The sequence below is a fragment of the Shewanella sp. genome, assembly GCF_041630135.1.
Taxonomy (GTDB): Bacteria; Pseudomonadota; Gammaproteobacteria; order Enterobacterales; family Shewanellaceae; genus Shewanella.
The window spans coordinates 1-14,381 of the sequence record NZ_JBFKLW010000052.1 but is presented as its reverse complement, the minus strand read 5'-3'; the positions used below and the strand labels follow the sequence as shown (position 1 = coordinate 14,381).

Below are 14,381 nucleotides of genomic sequence, written 5' to 3'. Positions count from 1 at the left end.
TTAGCGGCTCCTCAGGGTCAGGGTACTGGTCACGGCTTCGTCGCTCGAGTTCATGGCGCCGGCATCCAATTCAAAATCCTTGGCCACCAGTTCTTTGAACTTCTCGATTTGGGCGTAGTTAGTGGCACTGACCTGCATACGGATTTCATTGCGGGCGCTGTCGAATCTCAGGCTGTTTGGCTTCAGCTCAGGCACCGCCGCAAAAGAGGTTTTCAGGCTTTGCAACATGGCAAAGAATTCACTGCCGCTGCCACTGCCAGAAAGTTTTTTGAGCTCACTGTCCAATTGCGAGCGCAGGTTAACAATTCGGTTTGAACCCGGCATAACCTGACGATAAATGGCTTCACTCTCGGCCTTGAGGCTGTCGGCCTGCTGGCCCACCTGATAGATGGTCAGGCCCTTGTCGACCAACGCCAGCAACAGCGCCACGGCCACCACAATGGCGGCACTCTTCCACTGCAGCAAATGTTTACTGAGTTCACGCTTGGGTTTGTAAGCGCCGGTCAACAGGTTCATTGGCGCCTGTAAAATACCCCGCGCCAATACCAGCATGGGTAAATCAAGCTGTTGTTGTCTGACTTCAGCGCCGGGCAAATTAATTTCGTTATAAGTGGCTACGGTCGGCGCTATCTCCTGTTTATCCAGCAGCATAGGCAACGCCACCGGCAGCCAGTCCTGAGGCAGGTTGTGACCCGTCCCTTTACCGGTACGAACCAACAGCTCCTGTCCCATCAGCATGGCGGCCCATTCACAGCTTTCCAGTGGCAACGCCAGACAATCAGGCACCAGTTTGCGGGCCTTGAGTCCAGCTTCCTGCAACCAGCCAAGCCAGGTCTGCATCTGCTCGTGGGCTACAGCGGCCACCGCCAGACGCTCACCTTCTCGACCACCCACCACAAAGTGCATAGCGTCTACGTTGTCGGCGAGATTTTCTTCCAGCATAAACGGCAACGCCTTAAGTGCCTGGCGCTGGCCTTTTTCAGGCAGATTGAGTTCCGTCAGCGTCATGCTGGAGGCGGGCACCAGAATATCCACGGGCCTGTTGCCCGCACGCTCAGTCAGGGTGGCGAGGGCGTCTGCCCCGGACAATTCTCCCGAGGCAATGATCTCCTGCTCCTGCTCTGACCATATCAGCCAGGCACAGCTGTCCTGAGCCTTGGCGCCCAGTCGGATAAATAGCCTTTCACTCACTGTCATTCTCCGGCCTCAATAAGAGGCTGTTTTGTTGTTCTTTTTACTGCTGGCCGCCGTACTGGCGGGTCAGGGTATCCATATGGTTGCCACCGGTACGGGCCAGCACACTGTCGAGCCGGAACACCCTGTCATCCAGTTTGGACGCTGCTTCCAACAGGAAGAACTTACTGTCCAGCACTATGCTGGATTTAATCTTATCGTCGGCCTTGGCGCTGGTCAGCTGCCAAAAGTCATCTATGTTATCGAAGCCATCGGATGGCCGCTGATTAATCAGGTTTTCCGCCTCACCTACGCTGATTTGTCCATCCAGCATGCCCACCAAAATGGCCGCCTGCTCCACCTTGAGGGTATTGATGTTCAGCAATTGGCGGTCGTTCCCGGGAATGGCGCACACATAGGGCGACAACTTGCGGTACACATCTTCGGTAAAGCCTATTACTGCCCTGAGCTCACTCTTGTGGTTCATCAGAGTATTAGCCGCCCTGTACGGTACGGGGCGGGATTCATACTCAGCATCCTCAGCACCGAAAGGACTGGTGATGGTATCTTCATCCAGATAGTCTTTCAGGGTATGGGTCAGGCGCTCGGCGCCAAAATCATCCATTCCAAGCGCTACCAATAAGGCTTTGAATTGCTTGGCCGCCAAGGGCAATTGCGGCTGGCCGTTTTCGACATCTTTGGAGGCTACCGACAGGGCATTAATATTGAAGCAAGCACGCATATCACTGATTTTTCCACCGATTTCACCACCATCGACCGGAAAAACCACATTCGCCAGCGCCCAGTACTGCTGCAGATGAACCTTGCCTTCGCTGTCGTCCAAATCCTGCTTGAGCACCTTACGTGCCAGCTCTTCTGCCGACAGTGCATACCAATAACCCTGATCGTACTGCGCCAGATTAATGGTGCGCCTCATACTGATTTGGTTTCGGGCAGTCACGTTACTGGCAATCACGGCAACTATGGCAACGATAAGCAGCACCACGATAAGGGCAACACCGCGCTGTTTACGCATCAGTATTCCCTCCCGTTGTTACGGCCGTTCTCGTCTTCTTCTTTTTCTTCGCCGTTGCCAGAGTCGTCGCCTGAGCCGTTTCCGGTTCCGTTGTCATTACTGTTGCCGCTGCCGGAGTCATCATCTTTCCCGGACTCATCATCAGACTTGGCGGCAGCGCCCTTGGGCAACAGGAACTTGCGCTGAATTTTGCCAAAACCTTCCAGCTCGATTTCCATGGCGATGGCCGCCGGCAAGGCAGTGGCGTCTATCTTGCGCTCCCACTTCTCACCGACAAAAAACGCATATTCGACCCCGAGCACCTTATCAAACAACACATCTTTTATGGGCTCGGCACCAAACTCCGGCTCAGGGTACGGGTAATACCAGCGCTCAAGCTTGCCCTCTATAACCACATAGGCCACCGACTGCACACTGCCCCGGGGCAACTTACCATCAGGGTTGAGCCAGCCAATGCGAAAGAACACCAGGGCTTCACTTTCACTGTCCAGCATGTCGGTACCGGTTTGCAGCACTGTGCTGCCACGGCCACCTTCCAGCAGCCGTGGGGTACGCGCCACCATCTGGCCAAGGTCACGCTCGATGGCGCCGAAGCCCTGCTGCAGATACCGCAGTCGGGCGCTGAAATCCTGAGTTACTTCATCGTTTTTCAGCACTGTGCCGAGCACGGCATTGGCCGCCAATCCCAGCAGTGCAAATATCGCTATTGCCAGTAGCATCTCAATCAGGGTAAAGCCCCGAGTGCGTGCCGCTTTGCTCCCCGGCATACCGCCAGCCTTATTCTTTATCAAAGACATAGCTGTTTATCTCGACCAGGGTGCGGGAATATCTGTCATCGTCGCTGACCTTGATACGGATCAGCCGAAATTTGTCATCGGTAGTCTTAATCACCTCTTTGCGCCAGTACCAGGTACGGCCGGCAAGTTCGAGCTCGCCATCTTTTTTGCCTATGGCCGGAAATCCCGGCTCCAGGCGGGCATCCACCATCTGGTTATCTGCCACCCACTGTGCCAGGGTGCGCTCTTCCAGAATCGGCAGATTGCCAATCATTTCGCTCATGCTTTTGGTGAGTGACAAAGCGGCAATTGAAAAAATCACCAGCGCCATCATCACTTCCAACAGGGTCATGCCCTGCTGCTGAAATGAGTATTTAGAAGGCTGCATCGTCCGGCCTCCCTATCCGCACTCGCCCAAGAGCATCACCTGTGACCAACACAGTCACTTCATCACCGAGCTGTTCGCGACCAAGAAAATTCAGCTCAAAGGCTGTCATCTCGCCGCTGGGAAACACCAGGATTTGCGGTTCGGGATTCTTGGCTTTCTCTTCGGCGCTGGGCTCGTCGATAAAAGGCTCATCGAACCAGGACTCCTGCTCTTCTTCCTGATCCAGTGGCAGCCCTTCAACAATCAGGTTCAAGCTGATACCGGGCTGCATTTCACGCAGCGCCAGCAGGCGATCGTTTTCCAGCCTGTTCCATTTACCCTCTTTGAAAATCACATACTGATACTGATTTTCTTCTACCACCACCCCCAAAAACTGGCCGCTGAGCACGGCCTCGTCACGGATAAGGTCGGTGGCAGCCACAAATTGGGTGGCGGCTTTATCCAGCTCTGGTTTTATCCCCGAAGAAGGTAAACTCAGGGTGACCGCAGCCGCGGCAATGCCCATTAAGAGCACCACCAGCAAGACTTCAATCAGGGTAAAACCACGTGCTTTCACTGGATGTCCGTATTACTGGAAGCTTTGCAGGTTCCAGTTACCGATATCATCTTCGGTACCTGCCTGCATGTCCGGGCCGGCGCTGAAAATATCAATCTTGCCGTTCTCGCCCGGGCTTAACAGCATGTAATCGTTGCGCCATGGATCCTGCGGCAGACGCTTCACATAGCCGCCATCACGGTAGTTACGTGGCTCGGGGGAAATGGTGGGCTTTTGTACCAAAGCTTCCAGCCCCTGCTCTGTCGTTGGGTACACACTGTTATCCAGCTTGTACATGTCCAGTGCATTTTCCAGCGCCACTATGTCAGCCACGGCTTTCTTAATGTCGGCCGACTCCTTATTACCCAGTACGTTTGGCAGCACCATAGCCGCCAGCAGGCCCAGAATAACGATCACAACCATGATTTCCAGCAGGGTAAAACCCCGTTGTTGTTTGCGCTGTTGCATCAAGCTATCTCCTTGTAAAAATCAGTTTGGCAGCTTAACCGCCAATCATATTGTTCATTTCCAGAATGGGTTGCAGGATGGCGAGAACGATAAAAAGCACCACCCCAGCCATGCTGATCACCAGCGCGGGTTGAAACACCCCCAACGCCAGATTCACATTGGCCTCGAATTCCCTGTCCTGGTTGTCTGCGGCCCGCTCCAGCATATCTTCAAGCTGACCACTCTTTTCGCCCGAGGCTATCATATACAGCATCATCGGCGGGAACAGCTTGGTATTGGTAAGCGCCGTGCCAAGGCTGGTCCCCTCACGCACCCTGGCTGTCGCTTCTTCGACCGCTTCACGCACCCGTAAGTTTTGCATCACATCGCTGGCAATACGCATGCCATCAAGCAGCGGTACCGAACTTGCGCTCAGAATACTTAAGGTTCGGGCGAAACGGGCGGTGTTGATGCTGCGACTCACTCGACCAACCACAGGCAGACGCAACAAAAACACATGGTATTTCATCCTGAATGCTTCATTGGTCAACATCCGCTGGAACACCACCACGGCCAAAATCAGCAGTCCGAGGATCAGCAGGCCATAATCCTGCACAAAGGCTGAAGAGGCCATCAAAATCTGGGTAGTAGCCGGCAGTTCCTGGCCCAAATGCTCAAACTGCGATACCACCTTGGGTACCACGGCTGCCAGCAGCACAGCAACCACGCCAATAGCCACCAGAGTCAGCATCACAGGATAAATCATCGCCTGAGTGAGCTTGGATTTAAGCTGCTGGCGCCGCTCGGTGTAATCGGCAAGACGATTAAGCACCACTTCCAGATGGCCGGACTTTTCACCCGAAGCCACCATGGCGCGATAGAGATCATCAAAGATATGGGGAAATTCGGCCATGGAGTCGGCAAGCGAGTAGCCTTCCACCACCCGCGAGCGCACTGCCATCACCATGGACGCCAACCGGTCTTTCTCGCACTGCTGACCTACGGCCTTCAGCGCTTCTTCCACTGGCAGACCGGATGCCACAAGGGTCGCTATCTGGCGGGTGATAAGCGCAAGCTCGGCCACCGAAATGCCTCGGCGAAACACCGTGAAACCTGCGCCCTTGGCCTTGGTTTCCTTTTCCACCACCGGCTCGATTTCCAGTGGCATCAAGCGCATGTCTCTTAACTGGCTGCGGGCGTGGCGGGCGCTGTCGGCTTCGACCACGCCTTTTTGCTGCTTGCCCTTGCCGTCGAGCGCCTTGTATTCAAAAGCCGGCATGCATTACTCCTCGCGGGTGACCCGCAGTACTTCTTCGAGGGTGGTAATGCCCGCGAGTACCTTCTGCATGCCGTCGTGACGAATGCTGGGCACCGACTGGCGAATGTACTTTTCAATGGCCAGTTCGCCACGGCCGCCGTGAATAAGCTCGCGCACAGTGTCATCCACCAGCAGCAACTCGTGGATACCGGTACGGCCACGATAACCGTTGTGGCCACAGTGCTTGCAGCCAGTGGCGCGGTAAATCACCGCATTTTCATTGCCAATGCCAAGCAACTCGCGCTCACGCTCGTCAGGCACATGGGCCTCTTTACAATTGGAGCACAGAGTACGCACCAAACGCTGAGCCAGCACGCCAAGCAAACTCGATGATACCAGGAAGGGTTCAACCCCCATGTCCTGCAAACGGGTAATGGCGCCGGAGGCGGTGTTGGTGTGCAAGGTGGAAATCACCAGGTGACCGGTGAGCGAGGCCTGCACCGCAATCTGGGCGGTCTCAAGGTCACGGATTTCACCTATCATCACCACATCGGGATCCTGACGCAAAATCGCACGCAGGCCGCGGGCGAAGGTCATATCCACCTTGGTGTTCACCTGGGTTTGACCTATACCTTCCAGCTCATATTCGATGGGATCTTCCACCGTGAGGATGTTGGTATCGCGGGAGTTAATCTCGGTCAGACCCGCATACAGGGTCGTACTCTTACCGGAACCCGTGGGGCCGGTGACCAGCAGAATACCGTGGGGCTTACGAATTTGCTCATCGAAACGCTTGCGGATGGATTCTGTCATCCCCAGCTGTGCCAGATTGAGGTTACCGGCATTTTTATCCAGCAAACGCAGTACCACTCGCTCACCGTGGCTGGACGGCATGGTCGATACCCGCACATCCACGGCGCGGCCGCCAATGCGCAGTGAAATACGACCATCCTGGGGCACCCGCTTCTCGGCGATGTCCAGACGGGCCATTACCTTGATACGGCTTACCAGCAGTGACGACAGCTTACGGTTGGGCTTGAGCACTTCCTTGAGTACCCCGTCCACCCGGAAACGCACCACCAGCTGCTTTTCGTAGGTTTCAATGTGGATATCCGACGCCTCTTCTTTGATGGCTTCAGATAAGAGCGCGTTAATCAGCCGGATGATGGGCGCATCATCGTCGCCCTCCAGCAGGTCTTCGGTTTGCGGCAGCTCTTCGGCGAGGGTGAACAAATCCATCTCGTTGCCGATATCTTCCATCAGCTGCTGCGCTTCAGAAGAGTTGGCCTGATAGGCCTGGGTCAGCTTAGCCTCGAAGGCCGCTTGCTCCAGCCGCTGTAAAGGCACGGCTTCTCCGGCATAACGGCGCACCTCAAGCAAGGCTGTCAGCGGCGTCTTCTCGGTGTAATACAATCCCAGGTTGCCGGACTCATCTTTTGCCAGCACCAGACCGAAACGATGAGCAAAGGCAAATGGCAGACGTTCACGGCTATTGGAGTGGTATGCCTCATCCGCCTGGGACTCGGCACTGACGCCCAGCTCACCCGACAAAAGCTCGAGGCTTTCGCCCTGGTTGATATCACTCATAGGCTCGCCCATCACTTGTTCTCGTTGATGTAATTCAGAGCGGCGTCCTTTTCACGCATGTCGGTGTCCAGGCCCTTGCCTTCTTTGTAGCGCTCGAGAATATCGTTCACCTCTGGTGGCAGATAGTCTGACTGATTCCACTCTTCCAGAACAGGCACATCGGTATTGGGCATCAGATTCACACCACGTTCCTGCTGCTGCAACTGCAGCGCGCGGAAGTAGTTGTACTTGCGACCGGCAATGCCTTCCATGGTGATACCGTCACGGATGATGGTGGGTTTGATAAACACCATCAGGTTTTTCTTTTTCTTGCCGCTGGAAGACGACTTGAACAGGTGGCCAAGCAGCGGAATGTCGCCGAGGATAGGCACCTTCTGCACGCTTTCCTGCACTTCTTCGTTGATAAGACCGCCCAGTACCACAATCTGGCCCGAATCGGCCATCACAGTGGTGGTCAAACGGCGGGTAGCAAAGGTCACGTCGACACCGGTTTTACCATTGATACCTGATACTTCCTGCTCAATGGCCAGCTTAACCGCATTGCCTTCGTTGATCTGCGGCGTGACTTTAAGCTTCACGCCCACTTCCTTACGCTCTACGGTCTGGAAAGGGTTGGAGTTGCCGTTGCTGGAGTTCTGTGCACCGGTGAGAATAGGCACTTCGTCACCCACAATAAAGGCGGCTTCCTGGTTATCCAGGGTGGTGATGGACGGGGTCGCCAGCACGTTGGAGTTGGTGTCGGAGGACACGGCCTGAATAAGGGCACCGAAGTCACCCATGGCCACACCCCATGCCATACCATTCACCTTGCCAAGCGCCTGGGCCAGCAGGGTGATATCCCCTTGCTTATCCGGATTCTTCTTACAGTTATCGAGGTTGCTGCCGGAACAGACATAATCGCCTTCAATAGGACGTGCCTTCCAGATCCCTGCTCCAATTTCTCCGATGGTGGGGCCAAGGTTGTTGAACTGAGTGCCACCTCCGGCCTCCGTCGCCCACTGCACGCCAAAGCCCACATCATCGCCTTCTGCCACTTCCACGATAATGGCTTCCACCAATACCTGGGCACGGCGGATATCGAGCTGGTTAATCACGCTCTCGAGGGTGCGCATCTGATCCGGCTCGGCGCTGATCACCAGGGCATTGGTGTCGGTATGAGCCATGATATTAATTTGATTACGACGCTTGCCGGGCGCCTGCTGAGCGCCGTCTTTATCGGCTTCCAGCTTCTGGGCAAAGCCGGTAAGCACTTCAACCAGATCTTCTGCCTTGGCGTAACGCAGATAACGCACCTTGGTATTACCTGTATTGGCCTGCTCGGCGTCAAGACGCTTCACCAACTCCACTACCCGCTGGCGGCTCTTCTCATCACCACTGATCACCACGGCGTTAATACGCTCATCAGCCACCACCTTGGGGGCCTGACCCGGCAGCTGAGCCTGGTTGGCAGAAGCTCGGTAAAGGGTATCGATAATCCGCACCATTTCAGAGGCCGAAGCGTGCTGCAGCGGTACCACCAGCACTTCGGTGTCGCCCTGCTTATCGACTCGCTTGACGATTTCCACCAACTTGTTGACCACGGCAGCACGGCCAGTGAGCATCAGCACGTTGGACGGGTCATAGTTAACCACGTTACCGCCACCTGCGTTGTCGTTCAGCTGACGCAACAGCGGCGCCAGCTGTTTGGCCTCGGAGTTGTACAGTGGCACAATGCGGGTGACCAGCTCATCACCCAAGCCGGGAGTGCTGTCATCAGCGACGCGGATATTGGAGGTTTTGGCATCCTTGTCCTTGATGACCTTGAGCACGCCATTTTCCATTTCCACCACGGCGTAGCCATACACCTGCAGCACGTTCAGGAAGAACTGGAAGTACTGGTCTTCGGTGAGGTTATCGTAACTTCTGACATTAATCTTGCCGCGAATGGTGGGGTCAACGATGATGGTCTTGTTCAGACGCTTACCAACTGTGTTGATAAACTCCTGAATTTCTGCATTTTTAAAGCTTGGAGCCAGCTGTTCATCGGCCGCGGACACCATCACAGGCGAAAGCAATACTGTGCCGGCTACCAGGCTGGCAATCAGTTTGCGTCGGAATCCTTTGTTATTCATCTAATTCTTATCCCCTAAATCTTGTGCTTATTGCGGCAAACTGAACATGATTTCCACCAGCTGACCTTCGCGTTCGACCATCACTGATATTTCGGTGAGTTCGGACAGCTGTCCCATCAGCTCCAACGCCTGGGTGCTGACGGTCAAATCGTAACCATTGATGGACTTGGCCAGGTCTCCGGACTTGAGGCCTGCCTGGGTGAACAAGCCTGGGTCTTTGCCCGGCTGCAAACGATACCCCGCGAGATCTTCACCACGGGTCACCGGAGAAATAGAAATGTAATCGGTGATTTTGCTGGGATCGGCCAGCAACTCATCACGGGAAGAAGACAACTCAGCACCAACGTCATCGCCGCGCATATCGATGCGGCGCACATCTTCGTCGCGTTCACGGCGACTATTATTGGCGGGAACAGCAGGAGAATTGGTGTAAGGAACACCATCGAGCATCAGGGTCTCGTAGCGACCAGCGTTGGTTATGATCACCCGATCGGCATAGACCTCTTTGAGCGACGCCGAGGTACCTTTGATTTTTTCACCCAACTCATAGGTTTCCTGATTACCACCAGACTCGATGATAGCCAGCCCCTTCTGCTCGGCAGTGGAGGCCACAATGCCGGTCAGTACGATAGAGAGCGAAGTTTTAGGCGCGTCGGTAATGACTTCCTGAACCGGTTTTTCCTTTGGCTTGCTGTCGGCCTTACCAAACAGGGACAACGACTTGAGGCCATCCAAATCGACGTTGTCACTGCCGCCGCCGGCGTTGACTGGGCTGGGGCGCCAGGCCACAGCATCCGACTGCACAGGTACCAATCGCCAGCTGATCTCGGCCACCAAATAACAGCACACCGCGAACCCCAACCAAAAGGTAAGCTTGCTCAGTGGCTTATGCGGAATGCTTCCCGCCCGTGCAATCACTTTATCCAATAAATCCATAATTTACGGACCCTCTTAACAGGTCTCTGTTCTGATTAAATATTTTAGAAAAACCTGTATCATGCTAACCCAGCCATAACACGGCAACAAGCCCATAACAGCGGTGGTTATGGCCATTTTGAGCTATTTATGCTAACTTTGCGCGCCCGAAAAGGGTGTGAGGCAGGCCGCTAAAACAGTTTTTATGCGGCTGAATCAAAGCTATGGCTTCCCAAGCTGTGATCTCACTCCTTAAATGTTGCAAATATTTGCAAAAGTGGAGCGCGCGTGGATCAAAAGCACCAACCCCCACAATCCGTTCGTTTGGACAAATGGCTTTGGGCTGCCCGTTTTTACAAGACCCGGGCTCTGGCCAAAGAGATGATTAACGGCGGTAAAGTACATTACAACGGCGCCCGCACCAAATCCAGCAAGAATGCGGAAGTGGGTGCCATTGTGAAGATACGTCAGGGATATGACGAAAAAGAGGTGGTGATTGTGAAGTTGTCGGAACAGCGACAAAATGCCAGCATCGCCCAGACCTTGTATCAGGAAACGCCCGAGAGCGCGCGTAAACGCGCTGACAATGCCGAAGCGAGGCGCCTGAACATACTGAACAATCCGTCACCGGATACCAAGCCTGACAAGAAGCAGCGGCGCGAGCTGTTAAGGGCAAAATCCGGCGACTATTAATTTGGCACTGAGCCGATACCGATTAGAAGACAGCAAGATGAACAAAGACACTTTATACAGATACCTGTTTGACAATGCCGACGTCCGCGGTGAGCTGGTCCAACTGGCTGACGCCTATCAGTCAGTGGTGAATGCCCATGAATACCCGGCAGTACTGCGCCGTTTCCTCGGTGAGCTGATGGCCGCCACCTCACTGCTGACAGCCACCCTTAAGTTCAGCGGTGATATCGCTGTACAGGTACAAGGGGATGGCCCCGTATCACTGGCGGTGATCAACGGCAACAACCACCAGCAACTGCGCGGTGTGGCACGCTGGGATGGCGAGCTCGGTGATGATGCCAGCCTCAGTGATCTGTTTGGTCAGGGTTATATTGTTATCACCCTGACGCCGGATGAAGGTGAGCGCTATCAGGGCGTAGTGGCACTCGATAAGCCAACGCTGGCCGAGTGTATCCAGGACTACTTCCAGCAATCTGAACAGCTGCCCACAGGTATTTGGCTGTTTGCCGATGGCGAACGTGCCGCCGGTATCTTCCTGCAGGTACTGCCAAGCGAAAAAGACCACAATGCCGAATACGAGCACCTGACTACCCTCACCGCCACCATCAAGCAGGAAGAACTACTGGAACTGCCGGCGGAAGAAGTGTTGCATCGCCTGTACCACGAGGAAGAAGTCCGTCTGTTCGATCCTGTGGACATCAGCTTTAAGTGCACCTGCTCCCGTGAACGCAGTGCCGCCGCTATTCGCAGCATTGAGAAAGCCGAAATCCTCGAAATCCTCGCCGAACAGGGCCAGATTGAGATGGGCTGCGAGTACTGCAACAGCCAGTATCGTTTTGACGCTATCGATGTGGAAACTATCTACGCCAATAGCTCCCTGGCAGATGCAGACAGCACAAAACAGTGACAACGATCACAGCCACCAAACGGACGCCATTACGCGTCCGTTTTTTTTGACGATTTTTCAGATCCGGCTCACACATTGCCACCCGCTTAAGTTACAATCAGCGCGGGCGCCAGACCCACTCATCAGGGCGCACCCTAAACCGGCAACTCAGATCGGTACCATAAATAGAAAACCTCTTGAAATTTGGAGACCTTACCTATGGCGGATGGAATCAACCGCGTACACCGTAATCCCTCAACGGCCGAGCTGGTAGAACTGGCGCTTGGCAGAGGTGAAGGAGAACTGACCGCCAATGGCGCCCTGGTTGCCAAGACCGGAGCCCGTACCGGCCGCTCTCCCAACGATCGCTTCATCGTAAAAGAGGCCGGTTCAGAAGCCGATATCGAATGGGGTTCAGTCAACAAGCCTTTCGCAGCCGATGCTTTCAATGCTCTGTGGGATCGCGTTGAAGCTTATCTGGCCAACAAAGAAGTGTTCGTATCCGATCTGGAAGTGGGTGCCGACCCTGAGCACTACCTGCCTGTTACCGTGACCACCGAATATGCCTGGCACCAACTGTTTGCCCGCAACCTGTTCATCATTCCCGAAACCTTCAACAAGGCCGGTAAAGATGTGTGGCAAATCATGAACGCCCCCGGTTTTGTATGTGAGCCAGAGCGCGACGGTACAGCATCTGAAGCCACTGTTATCATCAACTTTGCTGAGCGCAAAGTGCTGCTCGCTGGTCTTAAGTATGCCGGTGAGATGAAAAAGTCTATGTTCTCGGTGCAGAACTTCCTTCTGCCGGCCAAGGGCGTGCTGCCAATGCACTGCTCCGCCAACGTGGGCAAAGAAGGCGACACCACCCTGTTCTTCGGTCTGTCCGGTACCGGCAAGACTACCCTGTCTGCCGATCCCAAGCGCTTCCTCATCGGTGACGACGAGCACGGCTGGGCCCCAGGCAGCGTATTCAACATCGAAGGCGGCTGCTACGCCAAGTGTATCGACCTGAGCCAGAAGAACGAGCCGGTGATTTGGGATGCCATCCGTTTCGGCACCGTGCTGGAAAACGTGGTACTGGACGACAAGCGCGTACCTGATTACAAAAACTCCAGCCTGACCGAGAACACCCGCGCCGCCTACCCGCTGGAGCACATCGCCCAGCGCCAGGAAGCCAACCGTGGCGGTGAGCCACGGGCCGTGGTGTTCCTGACCTGTGACGTATCCGGCGTACTGCCTCCTGTGTCCAAGCTGACCAAGGAACAGGCCGCTTACCACTTCCTGTCTGGCTATACTGCTAAAGTTGGCTCCACCGAGATGGGCTCCACCGCTGCGATTCAGTCGACTTTCTCAACCTGTTTCGGTGCACCTTTCTTCCCTCGTCCTGCTGGCGTATACGCCGAGCTGCTGATGAAGCGCATCGAAGCATTCGACAGCAAGGTTTACCTGGTCAACACAGGCTGGACCGGTGGTCCATATGGTGTAGGTAAGCGTTTCGACATCCCAACCACCCGTGCCATTGTTGACGCCATCGTCAGCGGTGAACTGGCCGATGTTGAAACTGTGCATCTGGATAAGCTGAATCTGGAAGTGCCGGTAGCCGTGCCTGGCGTAGACAGTGCCCTGCTGAACCCGGTTAACACCTGGGCCGACAAGGCCAAATACGAACAATACGCCCAGAAGCTGGCCGAAGAGTTCCAGGCCAATTTCGCCAAGTATCAGGTACCTGATTCAATCAAGAACGCCGGCCCAAAAGCCTAAGCGATTCCTGACGTAAAAAACGGCTCCCTTGAAGGAGCCGTTTTTTTTGCAAACTCAACATAACTACATTCCTGATTAATACCCCTGATCCATATATTAATTTGAGCTTAATCATTAAAACGCTATGTTCCTGCCCTCTGTTCAGTTTTTAACTGGACAAGTCCAAATCCGTGGTGCAAAAAATGATTAAGAAATCATCCTTTCGCAGCAAAAGGCCAGGATACACAACCAGGTAGTTTCAGGGGGATCAAATATGCCATTTAAGAAATACTCCGCCGAGCATGAAGAAGCCAAAGTTGATATGACTCCTATGCTCGACATTATTTTTATCATGTTGATTTTCTTCATTGTAACCACCTCATTTGTGAAACCTATGGGGATTGATTACAACAAGCCCGAAAATGCCCAGAAATCCAATTCCAAAGGCGACAATATTCTTATCACGGTCAATAAGTCCGGGATGGTGACCATGGAAGGCCGGCTGGTCGATATGGAAAGGGTGACAGCCAATGTAGAACGCAAGCTGGCGGAAACGCCGGGGGCGGCAGTGCTAATTCAAGCCGAAGGGGAGACTCTCCACGGTGTCGTGGTTGGTGTGATGGACAGAGTCAAAACAGCCGGTGTCAGCAAGGTTTCAGTCACCCAATCCGACGACTAGCCATCAGCCTGACCACAAGTAAATAATCCACCTTCTGAAGAAGGTGGCTTTGCGTTAACCCCCTAAAAGGGGGCCTTCTATTCCAGAGCAAGCTGAGCTTGCTCTTGCCTTTCCGCTTTCTCTTGATGTCTCACATATCGGCGAATTATCTCTTCGT

Annotated in this window: 14 protein-coding genes and 1 pseudogene; 4 read left to right on the top strand and 11 right to left on the bottom strand. The window is 54.3% G+C overall.

The window, feature by feature from the left end; all coding sequences use genetic code 11:
- Genes gspL through gspC form a run of 10 tightly spaced genes read right to left on the bottom strand, consistent with a single transcriptional unit; the run spans position 1 to position 10,247 of the window.
- On the bottom strand, positions 1 to 1,191 hold the full coding sequence (gene gspL / locus ABYK60_RS13745) for a type II secretion system protein GspL (RefSeq protein WP_372872590.1): 1,191 nt from the start codon (positions 1,189 to 1,191) through the stop codon (positions 1 to 3).
- A gap of 43 nt (positions 1,192 to 1,234) precedes the next feature.
- Positions 1,235 to 2,209, bottom strand: coding sequence for a type II secretion system minor pseudopilin GspK (gspK, locus tag ABYK60_RS13740; RefSeq protein ID WP_372872589.1), 975 nt, complete (start codon positions 2,207 to 2,209; stop codon positions 1,235 to 1,237).
- Positions 2,209 to 2,976 carry a type II secretion system minor pseudopilin GspJ gene (gene gspJ, locus ABYK60_RS13735; RefSeq protein ID WP_372872588.1) on the bottom strand — a complete coding sequence of 256 codons (768 nt, stop codon included), beginning with the start codon at positions 2,974 to 2,976 and terminating at the stop codon, positions 2,209 to 2,211. Before gspJ ends, gspK begins: the two co-directional genes overlap by 1 nt.
- 10 nt (positions 2,977 to 2,986) lie before the next feature.
- Complete coding sequence (gene gspI / locus ABYK60_RS13730) at positions 2,987 to 3,373, bottom strand: type II secretion system minor pseudopilin GspI (protein ID WP_372872587.1); 387 nt, start codon at positions 3,371 to 3,373, stop codon at positions 2,987 to 2,989.
- On the bottom strand, positions 3,360 to 3,929 hold the full coding sequence (gspH, locus tag ABYK60_RS13725; RefSeq protein WP_372872586.1) for a type II secretion system minor pseudopilin GspH: 570 nt from the start codon (positions 3,927 to 3,929) through the stop codon (positions 3,360 to 3,362). The genes gspI and gspH overlap by 14 nt, the downstream gene beginning before the upstream one ends.
- A 12-nt stretch (positions 3,930 to 3,941) precedes the next feature.
- Entirely contained in the window at positions 3,942 to 4,376 is a 435-nt protein-coding gene (gene gspG / locus ABYK60_RS13720; protein ID WP_372872585.1) for a type II secretion system major pseudopilin GspG, read from the bottom strand.
- A gap of 34 nt (positions 4,377 to 4,410) precedes the next feature.
- The gene (gene gspF / locus ABYK60_RS13715) at positions 4,411 to 5,634 is read right to left on the bottom strand and encodes a type II secretion system inner membrane protein GspF (protein ID WP_372872584.1); all 1,224 of its coding nucleotides are present in this window, start codon (positions 5,632 to 5,634) and stop codon (positions 4,411 to 4,413) included.
- A gap of 3 nt (positions 5,635 to 5,637) precedes the next feature.
- A complete protein-coding gene (gene gspE, locus ABYK60_RS13710; protein WP_372872583.1) occupies positions 5,638 to 7,200 on the bottom strand; it encodes a type II secretion system ATPase GspE in 1,563 nt (520 codons plus the stop codon).
- Positions 7,201 to 7,211: 11 nt separating this feature from the next.
- Positions 7,212 to 9,311 carry a type II secretion system secretin GspD gene (gene gspD / locus ABYK60_RS13705; RefSeq protein WP_372872582.1) on the bottom strand — a complete coding sequence of 700 codons (2,100 nt, stop codon included), beginning with the start codon at positions 9,309 to 9,311 and terminating at the stop codon, positions 7,212 to 7,214.
- A 27-nt stretch (positions 9,312 to 9,338) separates the two neighbouring features.
- On the bottom strand, positions 9,339 to 10,247 hold the full coding sequence (gene gspC, locus ABYK60_RS13700) for a type II secretion system protein GspC (RefSeq protein ID WP_372872581.1): 909 nt from the start codon (positions 10,245 to 10,247) through the stop codon (positions 9,339 to 9,341).
- 267 nt (positions 10,248 to 10,514) lie between these two features.
- Between gspC and hslR the strand changes: the two genes are divergently transcribed.
- The 4 genes from hslR to ABYK60_RS13680 all read left to right on the top strand — a co-directional run bounded on the left by hslR (position 10,515) and on the right by ABYK60_RS13680 (position 14,224).
- Positions 10,515 to 10,919, top strand: coding sequence for a ribosome-associated heat shock protein Hsp15 (gene hslR, locus ABYK60_RS13695; protein ID WP_372872580.1), 405 nt, complete (start codon positions 10,515 to 10,517; stop codon positions 10,917 to 10,919).
- Between the two features lie 37 nt (positions 10,920 to 10,956).
- Positions 10,957 to 11,826 carry an Hsp33 family molecular chaperone HslO gene (hslO, locus tag ABYK60_RS13690; protein ID WP_372872579.1) on the top strand — a complete coding sequence of 290 codons (870 nt, stop codon included), beginning with the start codon at positions 10,957 to 10,959 and terminating at the stop codon, positions 11,824 to 11,826.
- Between the two features lie 198 nt (positions 11,827 to 12,024).
- The gene (locus tag ABYK60_RS13685) at positions 12,025 to 13,566 is read left to right on the top strand and encodes a phosphoenolpyruvate carboxykinase (RefSeq protein WP_372872578.1); all 1,542 of its coding nucleotides are present in this window, start codon (positions 12,025 to 12,027) and stop codon (positions 13,564 to 13,566) included.
- Between the two features lie 253 nt (positions 13,567 to 13,819).
- Positions 13,820 to 14,224, top strand: coding sequence for an ExbD/TolR family protein (locus ABYK60_RS13680; RefSeq protein ID WP_372872577.1), 405 nt, complete (start codon positions 13,820 to 13,822; stop codon positions 14,222 to 14,224).
- 77 nt (positions 14,225 to 14,301) lie between these two features.
- On the opposite strand, the pseudogene ABYK60_RS13675 reads toward ABYK60_RS13680, so the two are convergent.
- Positions 14,302 to 14,381, bottom strand: a pseudogene (locus tag ABYK60_RS13675) (IS200/IS605 family transposase); the annotation flags it as partial.